Consider the following 18,513-nt stretch of genomic DNA (forward strand, 5'->3'; position numbering starts at 1 on the left):
CTAGGACCTACATCAGAGTGTTGGGAAGCCAAAGAACGATCTTCGGCAATAGCGTTAGAACAACAAGGACAAGAATCATCGTTCCGACAAAGGGCAATACATTCCTGGCAACCTCGGCATAGGGCGCGCGCGAGATCGCTGTTGTGACAAAGAGACTAGTTCCCAGAGCCGGTGTAACCGTTCCAATCGCTAAATTAACAATCAGGATAATCCCGAAGAACACAGGATCGATACCCATCTGAGCGACCAAAGGAAGGAATGTCGGCAGCAATATTACCATTATTGCTGTTGCCTCGAGGAACATGCCAAAAATCAGGACGATCCCGTTGATCAGGAGCAGCAGGACAAGCGGATCAGAGGCAATTGACAGAATATGATCGCCAAGCGTTTGCGGCACACGCTCGCGTGCAAGTATCCAGCTGACAAAAGCAGCTATTCCAATGATGAACATAACCCGGGCAGACGAAATCGCTGTCGTGTAGCAAACATCGAAGAATTCCTGCCAACTTAAGGAGCGATATATGAATTTGCTCACCAGGAATGAATATACGGCCGCAACCATGGCGGCCTCTGTCGCCGTAAACACTCCGCCCAGAATGCCTCCCAGAATGATGACTGGTGCCATGAGCGGAAAGATCGCATCGGCGGCAGTACGGGCGAGATATCTGAGGCCCTTATTCTCCTCACGCGGAAAGTCGCCGCGCCGGGCGAGAACGTAGCAGAGAGCAAGCAGTGCCGCGCCAAACACGATTCCAGGCACGATGCCAGCGATAAAAAGACGACTGACGGAGACGTTTGCGAGTGAGCCGTAGATGACGAGCAGTATGCTCGGCGGGATAATAGGGCCAAGCGAGCCAGCGGACGCGAGCAGGGCGGCTGCATAGGCGCGAGGATATCCGCGGCGCTCCATCGACGGGATCATCACGGATCCGATTGCGGCCGCATCGGCGCTGGCTGAGCCACTGATCCCGGCCATCATCATGGACGCAAGTACGGCTACCATTGAAAGGCCACCACGGACCCAACCGACGATCGCGACGCCGAGCCGGACCAACCGCTCGGAGATTCCGCCCGCCTCCATCAGCCCGCCTGCCAGGAAGAACAGCGGCATGGCCAGCAGCGGAAACGAGTCCGTTCCGGTCCAGACTCGCTGCGACATGATCACGATCATGCCCTTGAGTGGCAGGCCGTCGGAGAAGCCGAAGACCAGCACGAGCGCACCGAGGGCAAGCCCGAAGGCGACGGGTACGCCTATCGCGAGTGCGACCCCTAGAGTCACACAGAAAACGAGGATCTCCATCAGTTCCCCGATCCGCGAAGCGCGCGCACGATACGGCGGGCGACGAGGAAGCTCGCAATCGACGCACTCAACGGCAGGACAGCGTAGACCAGCGGCATGGGTACAGACATTGCTGGTGAGTAGTGCCGCATACTGATGCTGATCCAGAGTATGCTCCCGGCCAGGACGAGGAGCATCAGGAAGAGCACGATAAGGTCGGATACCACGCCGAACAGCCGAGCGAGGCGCTTCGACAGGTACGAGACGACCAGATCCACTCGGATGTGGCCATCACGGCTGGCCAGAAGTGCGGCCGCTCCGACGAACGTCATCCAGACCAGCGCAAACCGGGCCGCTTCGTCGGTCCAGAACAGTGGTTGCCCGACCACGTATCGTGAGATTACGCCAAGCGCGACACTGCCGACCATGACGAGCATGGTCAGGATGAGGATCCACCTGAAAACTGCCGTGAGCACCGTCATGGACGTCGCCGATCTGGACATACCAATTGTGGGGCGATATTTGCCACCGCCCCCCAAAGGGGGGCGACTGCCCGGCCCTAGAAGCCGCCTACGGATTTCAGGCGCTCGACCAGTTCTTCCGTACCTGGTTGCGCTACGAGTTCCACAAACCGGTCATAGCCTTTTTCGACGTGCGCACGGAACGCCTCAACGTCGGCCCGGTTGATCTCGACTCCCACCTGCTCCAGCAATGCGGCATGCTTTTCGTCGTCGGTCGCGTACAGATTGCGCCAATACTGCCCGGCGGCTTCGCCGGCCTTCAGAACCGCCGCCTGCTCGTCGGAATCCAGGCTCTGGAACACATGCTCCGAGACGATGATCGGGATGAAGACGTACATGTGGTTCGTGATCGAAACGTATTTCGCCGTCTCGTATAGCTTGGTTGTGTAGAAGGTCGTGAGACTATTGGTGATGCCGTCGATGACACCTTGCTGGATCGATGTGAAGACTTCCGAGAAGGCCATAGGCGTCGGAGTCATGCCCATAATCTCAAGGGCGAGGATCGCAGACGGCGATTCCCAGATACGGATCTTCAGACCCGACAGGTCCTTCGGCTCTACGATCGGACGCTTCGAGTTCAGGATCTGGTGAAAGCCCGCTGTACCGTTCGCGACGATCCGCAGGCCCGCAGCCTCCGGAAGGTCTCCGAAGAACTCGCTGGCCAGTTCGCTGCTGAAGAAGCTTTCTATGGCCGCAAAGTCTTTGAACAGGAACGGCATGTCGAGCAAATAGAACTTCCGGATGTTGTCGCTGGTCGCCACATGGCTGACCCCGCAGGCGCACCCGTCGATCGTTCCCAGTTTCATGCCGCCGAGCATTTCGATCTCGCCGCCAAGCTGGCTCGAGGAATACACCTCAACGTTTATGGCGCCATCGGTGAGCCTGCTCAGTTCGTCCCGAAACCGCTCAAGTCCCTTCTGATAGGGATGCGATTCAGGAAAAATGTGGCCCATACGGAGCGTTTTTTCTCCCGACTGCGCGCGTAGAATCGCAGGCCGTGCAAGGCCCGACGCTGCTGCGACCGCGAGAGATCCGGCGATGAAACTGCGACGCTTCATGGTGATGCAACTCCCTAGGTATGGTTCGTGGACCCGGACCTGCCGATCGGACATCGTCGTCCGATCTTCTTGATTGGCTTGAGAGTGCCGAATGTAGGACTTGCTGTCTAATGCCTAGAAATGCCATTTCCATAACATGGAGGCATACCCTTGATATCGTTCCGCCAGTTTGAGGTCATTCGAGCGGTCATGCGCAGCGGAACTGTCACGGAGGCCGCGCGCATGTTGGGGATCACACAGCCGGCGGTGAGCCGTCTGCTAAGACATACAGAAGACAAATTGGGGCTTGCGCTCTTTATTCGGGGCCGTGGGCGGCTGCGCCCCTCGGATGTCGCCTGGTCTCTCTTCCCCTACATCGAAAAGCTATTCGAGAGCCTCGAAGCCGCCCAGCGCGCCACAGCGGAACTGCAAACCGCAGAACTGCAGCGACTTCGGATCGTCTCGACCCCGGCAATCTCGACCTGCGTGTTGCCGAATGTGATCCATCGGATTGAGGAGCGGTATGGGCGCGCGGCAATCTCCCTGGAGACGATGGCGAATTTCGAGGCGGCCAGTGCGGTCGCAAATGGCCGCGCCGATATCGGTTTCGTCTTCGTGCCACCCGACTATCCAGACCTCGACAGCATAGAACTGGGTCCAATACCGATCATGGCCGCCATGCGAGCCGATAATCCCCAGGCTGAGCACGAGATGTTCGGCATCGATGCAATGCAACTCTCACGCCTGATATCGCTTCCCGCCAACCTTCCGATCGGTGCCGCCATTGTGGAGAGTGCCCAACGCCACTCGGTAGACCTCCGCCTATCGATCGAGGTGACGGACTCCTTCACCGCCTGCTCCCTCGCCGACGTCGGGATCGGAATTGCTCTCGTGGACGCTTTGACGATCGAACTGCTGCCGAATTTGGTGGCAAGGCCCCTGCAGATTGCTCCCTTCGTCCGGGCCAAGGCGCTATTGGCTGCCGGTCGACGGAGATTAAGCCTGGTGAAGCATCTGCTGGAGGAGGTTCGGTTGGTCTGCCCCATCAAAGATGGTCCAGAGTACGGTTCGCTTTTGGATACTAGGAATGATTGTCGCACCGAACCCGCGTCAGAGGGCCGAAACTAAGTTCTAACGGTCTCCGAATCGTTGATCCGGCAAGCGCTTCGCATAGCCCAACACTCCTCGCCGTTTTGTCCCCCATCACAGCGCCCTTCGACGATACGGCGCGATCAGCGTATCAACGACCCGGTCGTTGGCTGCATCGATGCTTGCATCGGCGCCGTCGAAGAGGCGCTGGACGAGCAGCTGGATTGCCTGGCGAAGGGGCTGGGGCACGTCGGCGGGATCGCCATAGCCGGCGGTGAAGATCACCGAGACGGCGTCGTCGCGGCGCCAGGTGGCTGGCCAGGAGTGTCCGGGCTGGAGAACCACGTAGGCCCCGCGGGCGTCGCTCAGGAGCGCACAGGTTCCGGCATCGAGCGTCTGCGGATCGTTGATGACATCGAAGTAGCTGACAGAGACGATCGCGCTCGCCGGCACGAGGGGCAGGCAGAGGCGTGGCGCGAAGCCGGCGAAGTCCTGCCGCCAGGTCTGGGTGACGAGCGCGCGGCCGACGATGCCGGTGAACCCGTCGACCCAGGCGGTGGCCGCCTCGATGTGTGCTGCGATCAGCCCGTCCTGATCGTCATGATCGACGCGCAGATGCGCCTTGGCCTCGTCCAGCGACACCGGGGTGGTCGCCGGCGCGGCAATGCGGACAGGGGTGAGCATGGGGACCTCGGAGGGATGTCGGGCCGGCTGGGCACACGGCGGGAAGCTTGGGATCTGCTTGTCCGGGTATCCCGGCCGCCCCGTCGTCAGGCCTGATCGGCCTCGGGCTGGATGGCGCCGCGTCCCTTGATGACCAGGGCGGCGATCGGCGTGCCGGCGCCATGCGTGCCAGAGAAGTCGGCGAGCAGCTTGAGGTAGCGCTTGCTGCCGACATAGCCGCACCGGTAGACGCCCGCCGCCGCATGGGCGGCTGTGAGTGCCTTGATGATGCCGCCGGTGCCGACGCTGGCAAGACCGAGCATGTCGTCGATGGTGACAGGGGCGTAGGTGTCGTCGTCGTCGGAATGGGTCAATTTGAAATCGATCTTGTTGGTGCCGGAGAAGGTGATGCCGCCGATGCCGACGGCAAGCACGATCTCGGCTGCGTCATGGCCCTGCAGATTGATCGCAGCCGGCGTGTTGTCGGCATCGAGCACGGCTGCACCGATCGCCTGCACCACGGTGAGGCCGGAGTGGATGTCCTTCATGGGAGAAGTCCTTTTTCGGGGGGAGGGGGAGGGGACGGGCGGCACGGGGCCGCCCGAGGTTCACGACGCGGCGATCTTCAGGAGCTTGATCGCCTCGAAGTTCTGCACGCCGCCGCCCACGCGCTTGGTGGTGTAGAAGTGGACGTACGGCTTGTTGGTGAAGGGATCGCGCAGGACCCGGATGCCCATCCGGTCGACGATCAGATAGCCGCGCTGGAAGTCGCCGAAGGCGACCGGGACGTCCTCGGCGCCGATGTCGGGCATGTTGTCGTCATCGGTGATCGGATAGCCGAACAGGGTCGCCGGCTGGCCGACCTGGATGGAGGGCTGCCAGAGGTACAGCTCTTCGGTCTTCGACTTCAGCTTGCGAACGACGGCCTGCGTTTTCCGGTTCATGAGGAACCGCGCATTCTGGCGATAACCCTGCCTGATCGCATAGACCAGATCGGTCAGTGCGTCGGCGCCGTTGTGGGTGGAATCGGTGAGGGCTGCCGCCACGCCGGAGGCGACGAAGCCGAGCTTGCCCCAGGCGTGGCTGGTGTCGGCGACGGTGTCGTAGGACAACAGCCCCCGGGGCATGCTGACTCCGGACCCGGAGATGAACGCCGTTCCCTCAAGCTCGGCGAAGGTGGTCGACACCTCGTCGGCAAGCCAGGCGGCGATGTCGATGCGGGCATCGTCGAGCAGGGTCTGGGTCGCAGCCGGATTGGCGTAGAGCTCCATGGTCGGGAACTCCAGCGCCGAGAGCTTCGGTGTCGCCGTCTCGGGGCGTGCATCGTGCTCGCCGACCCAGCCGGCCGCAGCGCCGCCCTGGTTGACGAGCTTCTTGTAGGTGCCGGCCGAGATCGACAGGACACGCGAGATCGACCGCATCGCCGAGACGGTGCCCAGCACCCGGTCAATCGTCTGCTCCATCTGGTCGGGCACGACATAACCGCCGTCGGGATCGGAGTCGGTGCGGATCGCAGCCTTCACCTCCAGATCGCGCAGGCCCGCCTCCGCGCCCTTGCGGAAGAAGCGGTCGAAGGCCTGGGCATGTTCACGCCGTTCGGCAGCGTGCGGCGCGACGTCGCCGGCCCCGCCGACTCTGACCGCGGCAAGGGCCGCGTTGGTCTCGTCGAGCGCGGTCTGGAGGGCGGTGATCTCGGCATTGATGCGATCGACCTTTTCGGTCTGCACCACGTCGGCAAACCGCGCGTTGATCCCCTTCAGTTCTTCCTCGCGTTCGGCCTTGAAGGCCTCGAAGGTGGTCTGCAGCTCGGCGAGGATCAGGCCGGCATTGCCGGAATCGGCGCGCACGCTCCTGATCCCGCGGGCGCGGGCATTGAGTTCGATACCCATGACGGGTCTCCTATGATCGGATGGTGTCAATGAGCCGCCGCAGGGCGGCGGGGTCGATGCCAGCGTCATGCGTGGCGGAGGCGGCAGCGTCGTGCGTGCCGCAATCGGTTGCCTCGCGCATCAGGCGCCGGCGCTCGGAGCGCGGCATTCCCTGGCGGGCGAGAAGGGCGTCGAGCCGGCGCTTGGCCTGCACGCCGCGCCGGGCCTCGTCGGTGGCGGCAGGCTCCGGTGCGTCCGCGTCGGCGGCATCCGCAAAGCCGGTCTCGACGGCTTCGGACGCGGTCAGGAAGGTCTCGGCGTCCATCAGTTCGACGACCCTGGCCCGGTCCAGTCCGGTGCGCGCCTCGTAGATGTCGGCAAGGGCTGCATCGAAGCGGTCGAACAGGCCTGCGGCCTCACGCATGTCGTGGCGATTGCCGATCACGGCGCCCCAGGCATTGTGAACCATCATGAAGGCGCCCATGCCCATGCGGATCTCGTCGCCGGCCATGGCGATGATGGCGGCAGCCGACGCCGCCCAGCCGGGCACCTCGACGGTGACCTTCGCGGGATGGCCGCGCAGCAGGTTGTAGATCGCGATCCCCTCGAACATGTCGCCGCCCGGCGAGTTGATCCGCACCGTGACCTCGCGGGCGCCGATCCTGCGCAGTGCCGCCGCGATGCGGGCCGCGGTCACGCCGCCGCCCGATCAGGGATCGGCGCCGATGACGTCGAACATCGAGATCGTGGTGTCGGTGTCGCCGTCGGCGGCAAGGGGCGTGTCGGCCCAGTTCGCAAGTGCGTCGGAGGGGGCATCCCAGCGGTAGCCTTGCGGCCGCGGCAAGGTCCGCGCCTCGGGCAGGGTGCGAAGGCTCATGTGTCGGTATCCTCCCGGCGCGGCGCCGCTTCGGTGGCGCCATCCTCACGCTCCGGCGTGCCGGCGGTGTTCGGCGGCGGATAGAAGACGTCGCCGCCGTCGCGCGGGTTCTGGTCCTCCAGGGCGCGGATCTCGTTGGGGCTGTAGACGCCCCATTGCAGGCCCTTCACGTAGGCCTCCCAGCGCGCCTTGATGTCGCCCTTGACGAGCGCTGCCCGGTTGAAGCGGGCATAGAGTGCGTCATCGGGTCCGATCAGGTCGCGGTTGATCGCCTCTTCCCACATCGTTAGGTGGTCTTCGAGCGTGTAGGCGACGAAGCCGATCGACTGCTGCTCGATGCCGGTGCCCCAGCTGGTCGACTTCTCCGTGTCGCCGATCATGTGCGGCGGCACGCCGAAGAACATCGCGATGTCGGTGCGCGAGAACTTCCGGCTTTCGATCCACTGCGCATCCTCGGCGGTCATGGCGATGCGGGCATAGTCCATGCCCTCTTCGAGGATCAGGTTCTTGCCGTCCTGATCGCCGCCGGCGCGGAACGCCTCGAGCCCGGCCTTCAGGTTGGCGACCGCCTCGGGACCGAGCTTGTTCGGATGCTTCAAGACGCCGCTGACGCGGGCGCCGTTGCGGAACGTCGTGGCGCCGTGATCCTCCATGGCCAGCGACAGGCCGATCGTCTCGCGGGCATAGCAGATGGGCGAGACGCCATGGACGCCGTCGAGCGTCAGCCCGACCAGATGCAGGACCTCGTGCTGCGCCAGCCGGATACGCCGGCCGTCGGCGCGGGTGTAGACGTAGTCGAGTGCCAGCTCCGCAGTCTGCGTCACCTCGACCCGGTCGGGATGCAGCGGGATCAGCTCCCGCACCCGTCCGCGCGAGCGCACGATCATCGCGTAGGCATTGCCGCGCAGCAGCAGATGCGCCTGCAGCATGCGGCGCAACTGCGATGGCGTCTGCCAGCGGTTGGGCCTGCGCCGCAGCACCATCCAGAGCGGGTCGTCGGAGGCATCCTCGCGGGTGCGCTCGTCGACACGGCGCTTGATGTGGAGCGGCAGGGTCGCGACCGCCCCGGAGATGATCCGCACGCAGGCATAGACGGCTGCCACCCGCATGGCGGTGTCGGGCGTCACCATGGCGCCCGATGCGCTGAGCGCGCCCGCCCGCAGCGCCTCTTCCAGCTGCTGCGCCGTGGTGACGACGATGCCGCCGCCCGCCTGCTGGAACGCCGCACGTGGAGTCGTGCCTGGCGGACTGGAGCCGCCGAACCAGTTCGACCAGAATGCCATCGAGTTTGTTCTCTTGCCTGCTAAAGGTCTGGGCCGCAGTAGCGGGGCCGCAGGTCACAGCATCAGGATGCCGCGACCCTCGTAGACCGAGCGCCCGGCATTGACGTCGCGCACCAGGGCGCGGCCAAGCGCGTTGCAGATCGCAACGATGCCGTCGATGCGCTCGGAAGAGCGCTCCTTGTCCGGCTTGATGTTGCCGGCCGGATCGTGGCGCACCGCAACGTTGGAGGCGTTCCAGCGCAGCACCGGATGGCCGCCATGCCAGAGCGCCCGCGATACGGCGAGCCGCTCCAGCTCGGCCGTCGGTGCCCCCATGCTCAGGAACCCCTGACCGAACTGGACGAGGGTCAGTCCCTCGTCCTGCAGATGCTGGACGATCTCGCCGGCGAAGGTGCGGTCGTAGGACAGTTCGCGCAGGTCGTGGCGCGCTGCCAGGGATATGATCTCCCGTTCGACGAAGGCAAAGTCGGTGGCGTTGCCGGGCGTCGCGGTCAGGAACCCCTGGTCGCGCCAGACATCGTAGGGAACGCGGTCGCGCCGCGCGCGGCGGAGGATGTCGTCCTCCGGTATCCAGAACCGGCAGAGGACGATCCACTTGTCGGCGAGCATACCGAGGTCATCGTCGCGCGTCGGCGGGAAGACCAGCACGAAGGCCGACAGGTCGTTGACGCGGGCGAGATCGAGCCCGCCATAGCATTCGCGGCCGAGAAGCTTCTGCTCCAGTTCCTCAAGATCATGTTTGGCGATGCGCCAGTCGGTGGCCGCTGGCGGCCCGCCGACTTCCCAGACGCTCATGTCGAGCCAGCGCGTGACCTGCTCGGTCCATTCGTTCAGTCTGAGCCGGCGGATCGCATTCTGCTGCGCCGGCATCTCCCTGGCCTCGTCGATCTGGCGCTTCAGGTCGTCGACCTTCACCGTCACGCCGAGGCTCGGATTGGCCTTCACCCACACATCCGCGTCGGTCCAGTCGTCGCCCTCGTCGATGGTGGCGATATAACCAAACCAGCTGTCGGCAGCCTCCCTCGGCACGGTGCCTTCCAGCGCCTTGACCGAGAACTCGTGATGCTGGCGGCAGATCGAATGGCGGTCGTGACCGGCCGTTGTGATCTCGAAGATCAGCGGCTGGCGCCGCGCCCCGGTTGCCGTGTTGAGCTTCTGGATGATCTGCGGACCTGAATGTTCATGCACCTCGTCGACGGCGGCAAAGTGGATGTTCAACCCGTCCATCTTCGAGGCATCCGCCGACAGCGGCCGGAACCAGGACGAGGTCGGCAACACCGCCAGGTTGTTCACCGTCTGTGTGATCCTCGATCGCAGCGCCGCGCTTGCCGCCACCATGCGTTCGGCCTCGCCGAAGACGATCCGTGCCTGGTCGCGGGTCGTCGCCGCCGAATAGACATGCGCGCCTGGCTCCCCGTCGGCGATCAGCGCATAGAGCGCGGTTCCCGCCAGCAGCACCGACTTGCCGTTCTTCCTCGCCACCTCGACATAGGCCGTGCGGAAGCGGCGCAGGCCGTCTTTCCGCTTCCAGCCGAAGAGCGCGCCGACCACGAAGGCCTGCCAGGGCTGCAGCACGAACGGCTCGCCCGCCCATTGCCCGGTCGAATGGCGCAGGTGGCCGAAGAAGTCGATCGCGTGCCGTGCCGCGTCGCCGTCCCAGACGAGGTCGCGCCGGCCGCCCGACTTCAGGTCGGCCAGATGCCGCGCGCAGGCAAGCCGCACGAGCCGACCGGCGACGATCCTGCCGCCGGCCACATCGCGGGCATAGGCCGTGACCGGGCAGGGCGGTGTCGCCCGGCCGCGCGTCTTTCGTCGGTTTCCTTGTTCAGGCCTTCTTGCCACGGCTCAGGAAGTCCTCGAACGGATCGGCCGCCTCGGCGGGCTCGGCCATGCGGATGCGCGAGCGGCTCGAGGGGGTCAGCCCGAACTCGCTCTCGATCTGCGCCATCTGCGCCAGGCACCGGTTGGCAACGGCCAGGAACGGGTTCTGGATGATGTTGTCGTTCGACGTCTTCACCACCGGACCGCGCCGCTTCACTTCGGCTTCCGCCTCCAGCCAGCGTCCCCGGATCACGACGTAGCGGGCGAGCGCGCCGGCATCGAGCTCGGTCATCACGCCGTGGCGGGCAAGCAGCGCGGCCACCCCGGCGAACGTCGCCCGGGCGGCCTCGTCGAGATGATCGGGCGGCTCCGGCGTTGCCACCACAGGCTTCGGCTCGGCCTTGTTCATCCGGTGCGGCCGGGCGGTGCCCTTGAGCAGCTTCAGATGCGTCGGCAGCGGTTTGCGGCCGGCCATGGCGATTCTCCCGCGCGCCGGCCGCGTCAATCGTGTCGGCGTCAAAAACAGCAATGATATGATCGAGTTGACCGTTGATAGTCGTGTCGATCAGAGCATCAGTGTCATGGCCAGAACGAAGGAGACGGCCATGACGAACAGCACCCGGTCGAACGACCAGACCAGCGCCCCCACGGGGCCCCTCGACGCCTTCATCGCCCGCAAGATGGAGATCGAAGCCATGCTGGAACGCCTCTCGGCTCTCTGCGACGACCACTTCGACGTCCTGCCCGACGACGTGAACTGGGGCCATGTCGGCACCCTCGACCACTACGCCGCCCGCCTGCGCGAGATCAGCGACAGCGCCTTCGGCGAGGGCGAACACGCCGGGTAGCGCCAGCCTTCGGTGCCCGACACTTCGGATTCCGGCCCGCCGGGTCCGGCCCGCCGACTGGCGGGCTCGGCCTCGTAGAAGGGCCTGCATCCCGCGCGCCCGACCACGGGAGACCACCCGATGACAAAGCTATCCGACACGCAACTCGTCGTCCTCAGCGCCGCGGCCCGCCGAGACGACCGTATCGCCCTGCCACTGCCGGCCAACCTGAAGGGCGGCGCCGCTGCCAAGGTCGTTGCCAGCCTGATCGCCAAGGGTCTCATCGAAGAGATCGAGGCGCGGCGCGCTGGCCTCGACCCGGATCTCGGCGATCCGATCTGGTGCGAGACCGACGGTCACGCCACGACGCTCGTCATCACCGACGCGGGGCTCGAAGCCCTCGGCATTGTTCCGGACCACACGCCCGAGACGGATGCGTCACAAGGCGCCACAGGCGGCCACACGGGCGCGACTGCAACGCCGGCGGACCATGACGCCACCGCAGCCGAGAGTGCGCCCACGGCGCCCGCCGGCGCAACGACCCGCCCGCCGCGAGAGGGCACAAAGCAGGCGGCGCTGATCGCCATGCTGCGCACGCCCGAGGGTGCGACCATCGCGCAGATCGTCGACGCTACAGGCTGGCAGCCGCACACGGTGCGTGGCGCGATCGCCGGTGCACTCAAGAAGAAGCTCGGCCTGAACGTCACCTCCGACAAGGTCGAGGGCCGCGGGCGGGTCTACCGGATCGTCTGAAGGCACCGCATCATTGTTGAGCGTGAATGTGTCAAGAGGGATGCGTCGTCCCTCTTGACGCGCCTCATCGCGAGTGACAAGATGGATGCATCAACCCTCTAGAAAGGTATGACGAATGGTCGACGCAATCACAGTCAGGCTGGACAATGTTCTGGCATCCCGCCTTGGCAAGTATCTGGTTGAAAACCCCAGTCTTTCCGGTGCTTCCGTGGCCGTCCGCGCCCTGGACGAATACCTTCCGAAAGCTGACAATAGCCTATCGAAGAAACCGTCCAACTCGGGCGGCGGACAGGACGAGGTGTCCGGCCGCGAGGGCTACGAGTTCGGCGTCTCGGCAGGTAGGGCCCTCGCGAGCCAAATCGGCGAGCTTATTAGCCCTGTGGCAACCGAGCTTTGTCTGCCAGATGGTCGTCGGGCGACACTACGCACGGCGAAGGGGCGTAACACCCAGTGGGGATGTCTCAACACCCTTCTCGAACGTATAGATGTCGTTCTTTGCGCCTTCACATCGGACGGAACGAATTTCGATGTCTGGGAGGTTGATGCCAAGGTGTGGGCGCGCGAGGCCCGAAACGCATCACCCGGTCATAAGCTGCACAACAAGCTGACCCTGTTGGGAAAGTCAGGAGTTAGGAGGTTCGGAAAGCCCTTCGGCAACTACGCCATCTGACCGCCCACCATTACGACTTCCACCAGCGACATGCCGCTCGACCGCCTCATGCCCCTGCCGCATCCGCGGCCTCGGGCACGCGCTCGGCGGCGATCTCCTCGAAGCTGCGGCCATCGCCCTCCAGTTTCGCAGCCTTCCCGGTGAACTCCTGCCAGCGCCTGACGATCACGTCGCACCAGGCCGGGTCCAGTTCCATCGCAAGGCAGTTCCGGCCGACCGTCTCGGCCGCGATCAGTGTCGTGCCCGAGCCGCAGAACGGCTCATAGACGGCGTCGCCACGCTCGCTGTTGTTCACGATCGGGCGCCGCATGGCCTCGACGGGCTTCTGTGTGCCATGCCGCGTCGCTGCGTCCTCGGCGCCCGCTGCCGCGATCGCCCAGATCGTCGACTGGTTCCGTGAGCCCTGCCAGTGGCTGCGCGTGCCCTTGCGGACCGCATACCAGCAGGGCTCGTGCTGCCAGTGATAGTCGCCACGCCCGAGCGCGAAGCGGTTCTTCGACCAGACGATCTGCGCCCGGATGTCGAAGCCGCAGGCGATCAGGCTCTCGGCCACCGTGGTGGCGTGGATCGCCGCGTGCCACACATAGGCGGTGTCGCCGGAGAACAACGTCCAGGCCTCCTGCCAGTTGGCCCGGTCGTCATTGGCGACCTTGCCCGTCCGGCTGGTCGACGACACGCCTGCCTCGTTGCGCCAGTTCGGATCGTAGTCCACGCCATAGGGCGGATCGGTTACCATCAGATGCGGCCGCGCGCCGCCCAGAAGGCGGGCCACGTCATCCGGTTTCGTCGCATCGCCGCAGAGCAGGCGGTGGTCGCCCAGCAGGATCAGATCGCCGGGTCGGGTTACTGGCTCCTCCGGGACATCCGGAGCCGAGTCCTCGTCCGTCAGACCCGTGCCCGGACCGTCCTCCAGAAGCTGGCGCAGTTCGCCGGCGTCGAACCCGGTCAGGCCCAGGTCGAAGCCTGCCTCCTTCAGGTCGGTCAGTTCGAGTGCCAGCAGATCGTCGTCCCAGCCGGCATTCAGGGCGATCCGGTTGTCGGCAAGCACCAGCGCGCGGCGCTGCGTCTCCGACAGGCCGGCCAGCACGATCGCCGGCACCGTCTCCATGCCGAGCTTGCGTGCCGCCAGCACCCGGCCATGGCCGGCGATCAGCGTGCCGTCCTCGGCAATCAGGACCGGGTTGGTGAATCCGAACTCGCGGATCGAGCCGGCGATCCCGGCGACCTGCGCGTCGGAATGGGTGCGGGCGTTGCGGGCATACGGCACCAGCTCGTCGAGGGACCGGTAGTCGACCGCGAGCTGGCGGTCGCCGTGTACGGCGTCGATATGCGCTGGATCAGCCATTTGCATGTTCCGTGTTCAACAATATCAATCGGTTATAGATGCACCCCCCCATCGCCATTTTGGCCATGGATGCGCGTTCCTCCCCGCGCGGTCCTGTCGTCGAACTCTCCAGAGATCCGACCACCCCGGGGGGCTCAGGATCGGCGTCTCGGATTGCCGAAGCCGCCGTCCATGCTGGCGGTCTTGCGGCCGTGGCAGGGCGCGCACAGCGACTGCCAGCGCGACCTGTTCCAGAACACCGTCTCGTTGCCGTAATGCGGATCGATGTGGTCGACGACGGTCGCCGCGCGGATCACGCCGCCTCTCTCACACTCGATGCACAGAGGATGATCGTGCAGGAAGGCTGCGCGTTCGCTCTGCCAGCGCTTGGAGTGGTAGAGTGCCTGGGCAACCGGATCGCGCCTGCGCTGGTAGTCACGGTCGCGCTCGCGCTTGTCGCGCCGTCCGACCGGGCGATGGATCGGTGGGCGGACGGGCACGGTAGTCAAATCAGTAATGGTTGCGGGGAATGCCGGCGCCTGGAACAGCGACCCTCGCCAGCATGGCTTCGTCGTGCGCAGGGCGCCAACTCTAAAAATCAATCTACCCGATTTGCCCCGATCTGTTGCATGGAAAAGTGTTGCAAAACTTTGGGTTCACGCCGCGTTCAGCCGTGCAGCAATCTTGGTGAGTGCCAGCGTCCAGCGCCGCCAGGCCGTCGTGCGGTCGCAGCCAAGCTCGTGGCTGATCAGCTTCCACGGCACGCGGGCCGCGCGGGTCCAGACCAGCTTGCGCTCCGCTTCGTCGATCCAGTGTACCCAGTCCGATGTCTGCTCGAGCCGGCTGATTGCCGCAGCCGAAGGGCGAATGCACATCGGCTCGGCCTGCATGCAGGCGATCTCGCGGGCGCTGCGCCGCACGTGGGGCCAGGCGTTGAAGTAGCCCTGCACCGTGACCGGCGGCAGCTTGCGCATGGTGCGATATGCCTCCTCGAAGTGATCGGCGACTGCCTCGGCGGTCCATTGCTGCCCCATCGCGTGCCTCCGAATTCCGGCGAGTGGACCTTCTCCCGCAACCTACCAGAACCATCAAGTCTCTGAAATATAGACACTTTCCGTCTTTCTCCGCCAATCGCCGCCATTCGACGGCGCAGTTATGCGCGATGCATGAGTGCCTCAGCGCATGGCTGTTCGACGTCCGGGCCGTGACCTGTCTCGGCAACCTGCGAAATGCAACGGATGCAACGGATGCGACGTGAGAATCCGTTCTCGGCCTGCGCGCGTGCGCGCGAGAACTGATGGTGTTCTCACGTCGCATCCGTTGCATCTGTCGCCCGGCAGCTTTTCCGACTTTGACAGCCCCACGTTGTCCGGGTTCAACTTGATCGGGGAGGACGAACCCAAATGGGTCACAACATGCTCGGAGTCCTGCCGAGGAGCAGGCTCTGGCGGGATGTCGTCGGCTTGCTCGACACTGGTGCCGCGGACAGCGATGTCGTTGCAGCCAGCGCGCGCGCAGCCGAGAAGGACATGCTGCGCGCAGGTGACGACCCCGTGTTCGTCGAGGCGGTACGCCTGCTCCTCAACATCCCGCTGGCTGCACGTTCCGAGGATTTCGGGCAGGCGCTCCGCGACATCGGGCTGACAGTGGGCAACCGGCCCGAGCTTCTCGACCTGGTCGCGTCCGCTGCCGAACGGCTCGACACGGTACGGCGCGAGACGCGGTCACGCTCCGATCTCGGAGAGATCGCGGCACGTGCGTTGACCAGGACGCTGTCTTCCTCCATGGGCGACACGCTTCCATCCCTCTTCGGTGCTACCCCGGACGACGTGCAGGCCGTCGCACGCAGGATGTCCTGGTCGAAGGGCATTTCCGGGTTCACGAGGGAATTCTTCGGAAGTCTCGTTTCCGGGACACTCTCGTACTGGCTCGACAGGACGCTGGCTGTCCAGATCGGCGAAGGCAGGCGATTTCCGTCCGCCACCGCCCGCAACGCCTTCGACAGCGAACTGGACCGCTTTTCAAGCGAAGCAACACGCATCATCCAGGAGTTCTCGAGCGGCTGGTACGGCAAGACGCTGCATGGCAAAGGCGGCTTTGGCACCGGGGACGCCGCGACGTTCGGCGCGGTGGCCCTGAAGAAGACCGTGTCGGAACTTCGTGCCAGGGGCGCGAAAGATGTTTGAGGCCGTTGCGCGGGTCGGGGGCCGAACACAGCCTGTCGTCGTCCGCATCAACGGTCAGCAGCCAACCTTCAGGCTGGCGACCGACTCGCTGGAGAAGAAGGCGCTTCTCGACCTTCATCCGGCACTTCTCGATCTGATGGAGATTGCCGCGACCGTGTTTGCCGCCGACGGCGCCATTCCTCGCGGAGGTCCGACACGGCCGAACATGGGCGAGGACTGGTATCGACGGTTCGACTTGGAGATCCCCGTCCGGAACCCGGAACTCTGGCAGCGCACGGAAGTGGCGGCAGCGCTTTGCGAAGCCGTCGAGACACTGACCGGGGACAGTGTCAGCTTTCGGTTCATGCCGGCAGAGCCCGGCCCGTTGCAGCAGCGATATCTCGATTTCGATCCCGCGGGTGCAACATTCCGGGCCGACGAGGTGCTTCTGTTCTCAGGAGGTCTCGATTCCCTCGCGGGCGCCTTGGAGCGCCTGGCAACCACATCGAGCCGGGTCGTTCTGGTGACGCATCGATCGGCACAGAAGGTGATCCCGAGACAGGTCCGGCTGGGGCAGTACCTGGCCGATAGGTTTTCGGGCAGGGTGCTGCATGTTCACGTCCTGGCGCGGCGAGTCGAGCAGGCAGCTGCGGATTCCACCCAACGCTCCCGTACCCTGCTTTTTTCTGCTCTCGGCCAGGCCGTTGCTCAGGCATTCGGTGCCCGGCGCATCCGCTTCTTCGAGAATGGCATCGTCAGCCACAACCTGCCGCTCAGCCCGCAGATCGTCAGCACCATGGCGACGAGAACGACGCACCCGCTTGCCTTGACGAACATCCGTCGCCTCATGCAACTCGTCGTCTCGGACGCCGCACCGATCGAGAATCCGTTCCAGTGGTCGACCAAATCCGAGGTGGTCTCGCGGATCCACGAGTACGGCGCCGCCAGCCAGATTCCGCTCGCCGTCAGTTGCACGAGCATCCGCGAACAGGACAAGCTCTACACGCACTGCGGGGCGTGCACGCAGTGTTTCGATCGGCGGTTCGCCATTCTGCACGCAGGGCTGGCAGAACACGATCCGGACGAAATCTATGCGACGGACGTCCTGGTCGGAGAACGTCTCAGCGAGCGCTCCGTCACGATGGCGGTCGAATGGACGCGCCATGCCCTTCGCCTGGGTAAACTCGACGAGAAGGGGTTCATGGAGAGCTTCGGCCATGAGGCCAGCCGGATCTTACGTGGACATTCCGATCTCCCGCCCAAAACCGCGCTCGAGCTGACGCTCAAGATGCACCATCGCCATTCGCGCGCGGTCCACGATGTCCTCGAGAATGTCCTGCGTGAGAGGGCAGCCGATCTCGTCGCCCACCGTCTCCCGGAGACGTCTCTCGTCCGTCTTCATCTCGGCTCGGGTGATGCGCTCCTCCAACAGGTTCCGGAGTACCTTCGCCGACAATTCATTCGGGAGCCGAACGGGGACGGCGATGAAGTCGATGAAATCGATGAAGTTCCGCAACCGGGAGCGCCGCTGCGAGTGAGATTCTACATTGACGAGGGAAGTCACGTCGTGGACGTGATCGGACTAGCGTCGGTGACGGGACGATCTGCTCGTGTGCCCCACGCGCTGAAGCCTTCTTTCGACGAGGACCGACGCAACGGGGTCGCCCCCGAAGACCATCAATACAGGGTCGGAACGACACTTCCCGACCTCACCGACATGAACAAGGGTACGATCCGGAAGTTGGTTCAGCGCTGTCGCAAACAGCTTGCGGAAGAATACCGGCAGCTGCACGGTGAACCGCCCCCGAACACATGCTGATCCAGACCCGGCCGTCGAGGGGCTATCGTCTCGATCCGTCCATTGTCGTCGTTTCGTCGAATCGGACGGCTGGACGCGCGTGAGCAGGGTGCACTTGGGCGCGATCGAAAAGCGCCCTTGTCACGTCATGGTGGGCTTTGTCACGTCGTCGAAGGTTGACGTGGACGATTCGAGAGATTCGTGCTCGCTCTTCGTCACGCCGGGCCGCCGTCATGTCACGCCGCCAGCCGACAAACGTCGGCGCTTCGGACTTACGCTTGCGTCATGGCGAACGATCCACACAAGTCACTCGGTCCGGACGATCCCTGGCTCCTGATCCGCGAACGCGAACTCGCCGAGCGCTGGAAGACATCGCGCCGGACGCTGCAGCGCTGGCGAGCCGGCGGCTCGGGGCCAGCGTATATCCTGATCGGCGGCGCTGTCCGCTATCGGATGGCAGACGTCCTTACCTTTGAGGAGCGGATGCGGCGCGCTGGTGGCGCGTCATGACGGCACCACTGGAATCCACCTTCGACGC

21 protein-coding genes are annotated in these 18,513 nt (G+C 64.6%); 7 read left to right on the top strand and 14 right to left on the bottom strand.

From position 1 onward, the window contains the following. Positions 1-7: 7 nt before the first annotated feature. From V3328_RS04615 to V3328_RS04625, 3 genes are all read right to left on the bottom strand, one after another. Entirely contained in the window at positions 8-1,300 is a 1,293-nt protein-coding gene (locus V3328_RS04615; protein WP_340328489.1) for a TRAP transporter large permease, read from the bottom strand. After that, the gene (locus tag V3328_RS04620) at positions 1,300-1,761 is read right to left on the bottom strand and encodes a TRAP transporter small permease (RefSeq protein ID WP_340328490.1); all 462 of its coding nucleotides are present in this window, start codon (positions 1,759-1,761) and stop codon (positions 1,300-1,302) included. The genes V3328_RS04615 and V3328_RS04620 overlap by 1 nt, the downstream gene beginning before the upstream one ends. A 77-nt stretch (positions 1,762-1,838) precedes the next feature. Further along, on the bottom strand, positions 1,839-2,858 hold the full coding sequence (locus V3328_RS04625) for a TRAP transporter substrate-binding protein (RefSeq protein ID WP_340328491.1): 1,020 nt from the start codon (positions 2,856-2,858) through the stop codon (positions 1,839-1,841). A 150-nt stretch (positions 2,859-3,008) separates the two neighbouring features. On the opposite strand from V3328_RS04625, the gene V3328_RS04630 reads away from it, so the two are divergent. Beyond that, the gene (locus V3328_RS04630; protein ID WP_340328492.1) at positions 3,009-3,965 is read left to right on the top strand and encodes a LysR family transcriptional regulator; all 957 of its coding nucleotides are present in this window, start codon (positions 3,009-3,011) and stop codon (positions 3,963-3,965) included. A 75-nt stretch (positions 3,966-4,040) separates the two neighbouring features. Here V3328_RS04630 and V3328_RS04635 read toward each other — a convergent pair whose 3' ends face one another. The 8 genes from V3328_RS04635 to V3328_RS04670 all read right to left on the bottom strand — a co-directional run bounded on the left by V3328_RS04635 (position 4,041) and on the right by V3328_RS04670 (position 10,913). Then, positions 4,041-4,610, bottom strand: a complete 570-nt coding sequence (locus tag V3328_RS04635) for a head-tail connector protein (RefSeq protein ID WP_340328493.1) — start codon at positions 4,608-4,610, stop codon at positions 4,041-4,043. An 86-nt stretch (positions 4,611-4,696) separates the two neighbouring features. Beyond that, the gene (locus V3328_RS04640) at positions 4,697-5,137 is read right to left on the bottom strand and encodes a hypothetical protein (protein ID WP_340328494.1); all 441 of its coding nucleotides are present in this window, start codon (positions 5,135-5,137) and stop codon (positions 4,697-4,699) included. A 60-nt stretch (positions 5,138-5,197) separates the two neighbouring features. Beyond that, positions 5,198-6,478, bottom strand: a complete 1,281-nt coding sequence (locus tag V3328_RS04645) for a phage major capsid protein (RefSeq protein ID WP_340328495.1) — start codon at positions 6,476-6,478, stop codon at positions 5,198-5,200. A gap of 10 nt (positions 6,479-6,488) precedes the next feature. Then, the gene (locus V3328_RS04650; RefSeq protein ID WP_340328496.1) at positions 6,489-7,154 is read right to left on the bottom strand and encodes a head maturation protease, ClpP-related; all 666 of its coding nucleotides are present in this window, start codon (positions 7,152-7,154) and stop codon (positions 6,489-6,491) included. A 12-nt stretch (positions 7,155-7,166) separates the two neighbouring features. Then, positions 7,167-7,334 carry a hypothetical protein gene (locus V3328_RS04655; protein WP_340328497.1) on the bottom strand — a complete coding sequence of 56 codons (168 nt, stop codon included), beginning with the start codon at positions 7,332-7,334 and terminating at the stop codon, positions 7,167-7,169. Continuing rightward, the gene (locus V3328_RS04660) at positions 7,331-8,617 is read right to left on the bottom strand and encodes a phage portal protein (protein ID WP_340328498.1); all 1,287 of its coding nucleotides are present in this window, start codon (positions 8,615-8,617) and stop codon (positions 7,331-7,333) included. The genes V3328_RS04655 and V3328_RS04660 overlap by 4 nt, the downstream gene beginning before the upstream one ends. A gap of 54 nt (positions 8,618-8,671) precedes the next feature. Continuing rightward, complete coding sequence (locus tag V3328_RS04665) at positions 8,672-10,459, bottom strand: terminase large subunit (RefSeq protein ID WP_340328499.1); 1,788 nt, start codon at positions 10,457-10,459, stop codon at positions 8,672-8,674. After that, on the bottom strand, positions 10,443-10,913 hold the full coding sequence (locus tag V3328_RS04670) for a phage terminase small subunit P27 family (protein WP_340328500.1): 471 nt from the start codon (positions 10,911-10,913) through the stop codon (positions 10,443-10,445). Before V3328_RS04670 ends, V3328_RS04665 begins: the two co-directional genes overlap by 17 nt. Before the next feature lie 130 nt (positions 10,914-11,043). Here V3328_RS04670 and V3328_RS04675 point away from each other — a divergent pair, with 130 nt between their 5' ends. The 3 genes from V3328_RS04675 (at position 11,044) to V3328_RS04685 (ending at position 12,688) form a co-directional block, all read left to right on the top strand. Further along, positions 11,044-11,286 carry a hypothetical protein gene (locus V3328_RS04675; RefSeq protein WP_340328501.1) on the top strand — a complete coding sequence of 81 codons (243 nt, stop codon included), beginning with the start codon at positions 11,044-11,046 and terminating at the stop codon, positions 11,284-11,286. A 120-nt stretch (positions 11,287-11,406) separates the two neighbouring features. Beyond that, positions 11,407-12,018 carry a DUF3489 domain-containing protein gene (locus tag V3328_RS04680; protein WP_340328502.1) on the top strand — a complete coding sequence of 204 codons (612 nt, stop codon included), beginning with the start codon at positions 11,407-11,409 and terminating at the stop codon, positions 12,016-12,018. A 115-nt stretch (positions 12,019-12,133) separates the two neighbouring features. Continuing rightward, entirely contained in the window at positions 12,134-12,688 is a 555-nt protein-coding gene (locus V3328_RS04685) for a hypothetical protein (RefSeq protein ID WP_340328503.1), read from the top strand. Positions 12,689-12,734: 46 nt separating this feature from the next. Here V3328_RS04685 and V3328_RS04690 read toward each other — a convergent pair whose 3' ends face one another. The 3 genes from V3328_RS04690 to V3328_RS04700 form a co-directional block, all read right to left on the bottom strand. Then, entirely contained in the window at positions 12,735-14,033 is a 1,299-nt protein-coding gene (locus V3328_RS04690) for a site-specific DNA-methyltransferase (RefSeq protein ID WP_340328504.1), read from the bottom strand. Positions 14,034-14,167: 134 nt separating this feature from the next. Next, positions 14,168-14,512, bottom strand: a complete 345-nt coding sequence (locus V3328_RS04695; protein WP_340328505.1) for an HNH endonuclease — start codon at positions 14,510-14,512, stop codon at positions 14,168-14,170. A 156-nt stretch (positions 14,513-14,668) separates the two neighbouring features. Further along, complete coding sequence (locus V3328_RS04700) at positions 14,669-15,046, bottom strand: DUF6362 family protein (protein WP_340328506.1); 378 nt, start codon at positions 15,044-15,046, stop codon at positions 14,669-14,671. Positions 15,047-15,427: 381 nt separating this feature from the next. Between V3328_RS04700 and V3328_RS04705 the strand changes: the two genes are divergently transcribed. The 3 genes from V3328_RS04705 to V3328_RS04715 all read left to right on the top strand — a co-directional run bounded on the left by V3328_RS04705 (position 15,428) and on the right by V3328_RS04715 (position 18,485). Then, positions 15,428-16,198: a hypothetical protein gene (locus V3328_RS04705; protein ID WP_340328507.1), complete on the top strand. Its 771-nt coding sequence runs from the start codon at positions 15,428-15,430 to the stop codon at positions 16,196-16,198. Then, complete coding sequence (locus tag V3328_RS04710) at positions 16,191-17,996, top strand: 7-cyano-7-deazaguanine synthase (protein WP_340328508.1); 1,806 nt, start codon at positions 16,191-16,193, stop codon at positions 17,994-17,996. The genes V3328_RS04705 and V3328_RS04710 overlap by 8 nt, the downstream gene beginning before the upstream one ends. A 264-nt stretch (positions 17,997-18,260) precedes the next feature. Next, positions 18,261-18,485, top strand: coding sequence for a helix-turn-helix transcriptional regulator (locus V3328_RS04715; RefSeq protein WP_340328509.1), 225 nt, complete (start codon positions 18,261-18,263; stop codon positions 18,483-18,485). Positions 18,486-18,513: the final 28 nt, after the last annotated feature.

Origin of the sequence: Microbaculum marinum (assembly GCF_037855135.1) — a bacterium.
Classification (GTDB): Bacteria; Pseudomonadota; Alphaproteobacteria; order Rhizobiales; family Tepidamorphaceae; genus Microbaculum; species Microbaculum marinum.

What these genes read in the sequence shown, in the direction of transcription:
- V3328_RS04675 (WP_340328501.1), top strand. Translation starts at nt 11,044, where the DNA reads ATGACGAACAGCACCCGGTCGAACGACCAGACCAGCGCCCCCACGGGG.
- V3328_RS04635 (WP_340328493.1), bottom strand. Translation starts at nt 4,610, where the DNA reads ATGCTCACCCCTGTCCGCATTGCCGCGCCGGCGACCACCCCGGTGTCG.
- V3328_RS04625 (WP_340328491.1), bottom strand. Translation starts at nt 2,858, where the DNA reads ATGAAGCGTCGCAGTTTCATCGCCGGATCTCTCGCGGTCGCAGCAGCG.
- V3328_RS04710 (WP_340328508.1), top strand. Translation starts at nt 16,191, where the DNA reads ATGTTTGAGGCCGTTGCGCGGGTCGGGGGCCGAACACAGCCTGTCGTC.
- V3328_RS04660 (WP_340328498.1), bottom strand. Translation starts at nt 8,617, where the DNA reads ATGGCATTCTGGTCGAACTGGTTCGGCGGCTCCAGTCCGCCAGGCACG.
- V3328_RS04670 (WP_340328500.1), bottom strand. Translation starts at nt 10,913, where the DNA reads ATGGCCGGCCGCAAACCGCTGCCGACGCATCTGAAGCTGCTCAAGGGC.
- V3328_RS04700 (WP_340328506.1), bottom strand. Translation starts at nt 15,046, where the DNA reads ATGGGGCAGCAATGGACCGCCGAGGCAGTCGCCGATCACTTCGAGGAG.
- V3328_RS04640 (WP_340328494.1), bottom strand. Translation starts at nt 5,137, where the DNA reads ATGAAGGACATCCACTCCGGCCTCACCGTGGTGCAGGCGATCGGTGCA.
- V3328_RS04645 (WP_340328495.1), bottom strand. Translation starts at nt 6,478, where the DNA reads ATGGGTATCGAACTCAATGCCCGCGCCCGCGGGATCAGGAGCGTGCGC.
- V3328_RS04705 (WP_340328507.1), top strand. Translation starts at nt 15,428, where the DNA reads ATGCTCGGAGTCCTGCCGAGGAGCAGGCTCTGGCGGGATGTCGTCGGC.
- V3328_RS04715 (WP_340328509.1), top strand. Translation starts at nt 18,261, where the DNA reads ATGGCGAACGATCCACACAAGTCACTCGGTCCGGACGATCCCTGGCTC.
- V3328_RS04690 (WP_340328504.1), bottom strand. Translation starts at nt 14,033, where the DNA reads ATGGCTGATCCAGCGCATATCGACGCCGTACACGGCGACCGCCAGCTC.
- V3328_RS04685 (WP_340328503.1), top strand. Translation starts at nt 12,134, where the DNA reads ATGGTCGACGCAATCACAGTCAGGCTGGACAATGTTCTGGCATCCCGC.
- V3328_RS04680 (WP_340328502.1), top strand. Translation starts at nt 11,407, where the DNA reads ATGACAAAGCTATCCGACACGCAACTCGTCGTCCTCAGCGCCGCGGCC.
- V3328_RS04615 (WP_340328489.1), bottom strand. Translation starts at nt 1,300, where the DNA reads ATGGAGATCCTCGTTTTCTGTGTGACTCTAGGGGTCGCACTCGCGATA.
- V3328_RS04655 (WP_340328497.1), bottom strand. Translation starts at nt 7,334, where the DNA reads ATGAGCCTTCGCACCCTGCCCGAGGCGCGGACCTTGCCGCGGCCGCAA.
- V3328_RS04620 (WP_340328490.1), bottom strand. Translation starts at nt 1,761, where the DNA reads ATGACGGTGCTCACGGCAGTTTTCAGGTGGATCCTCATCCTGACCATG.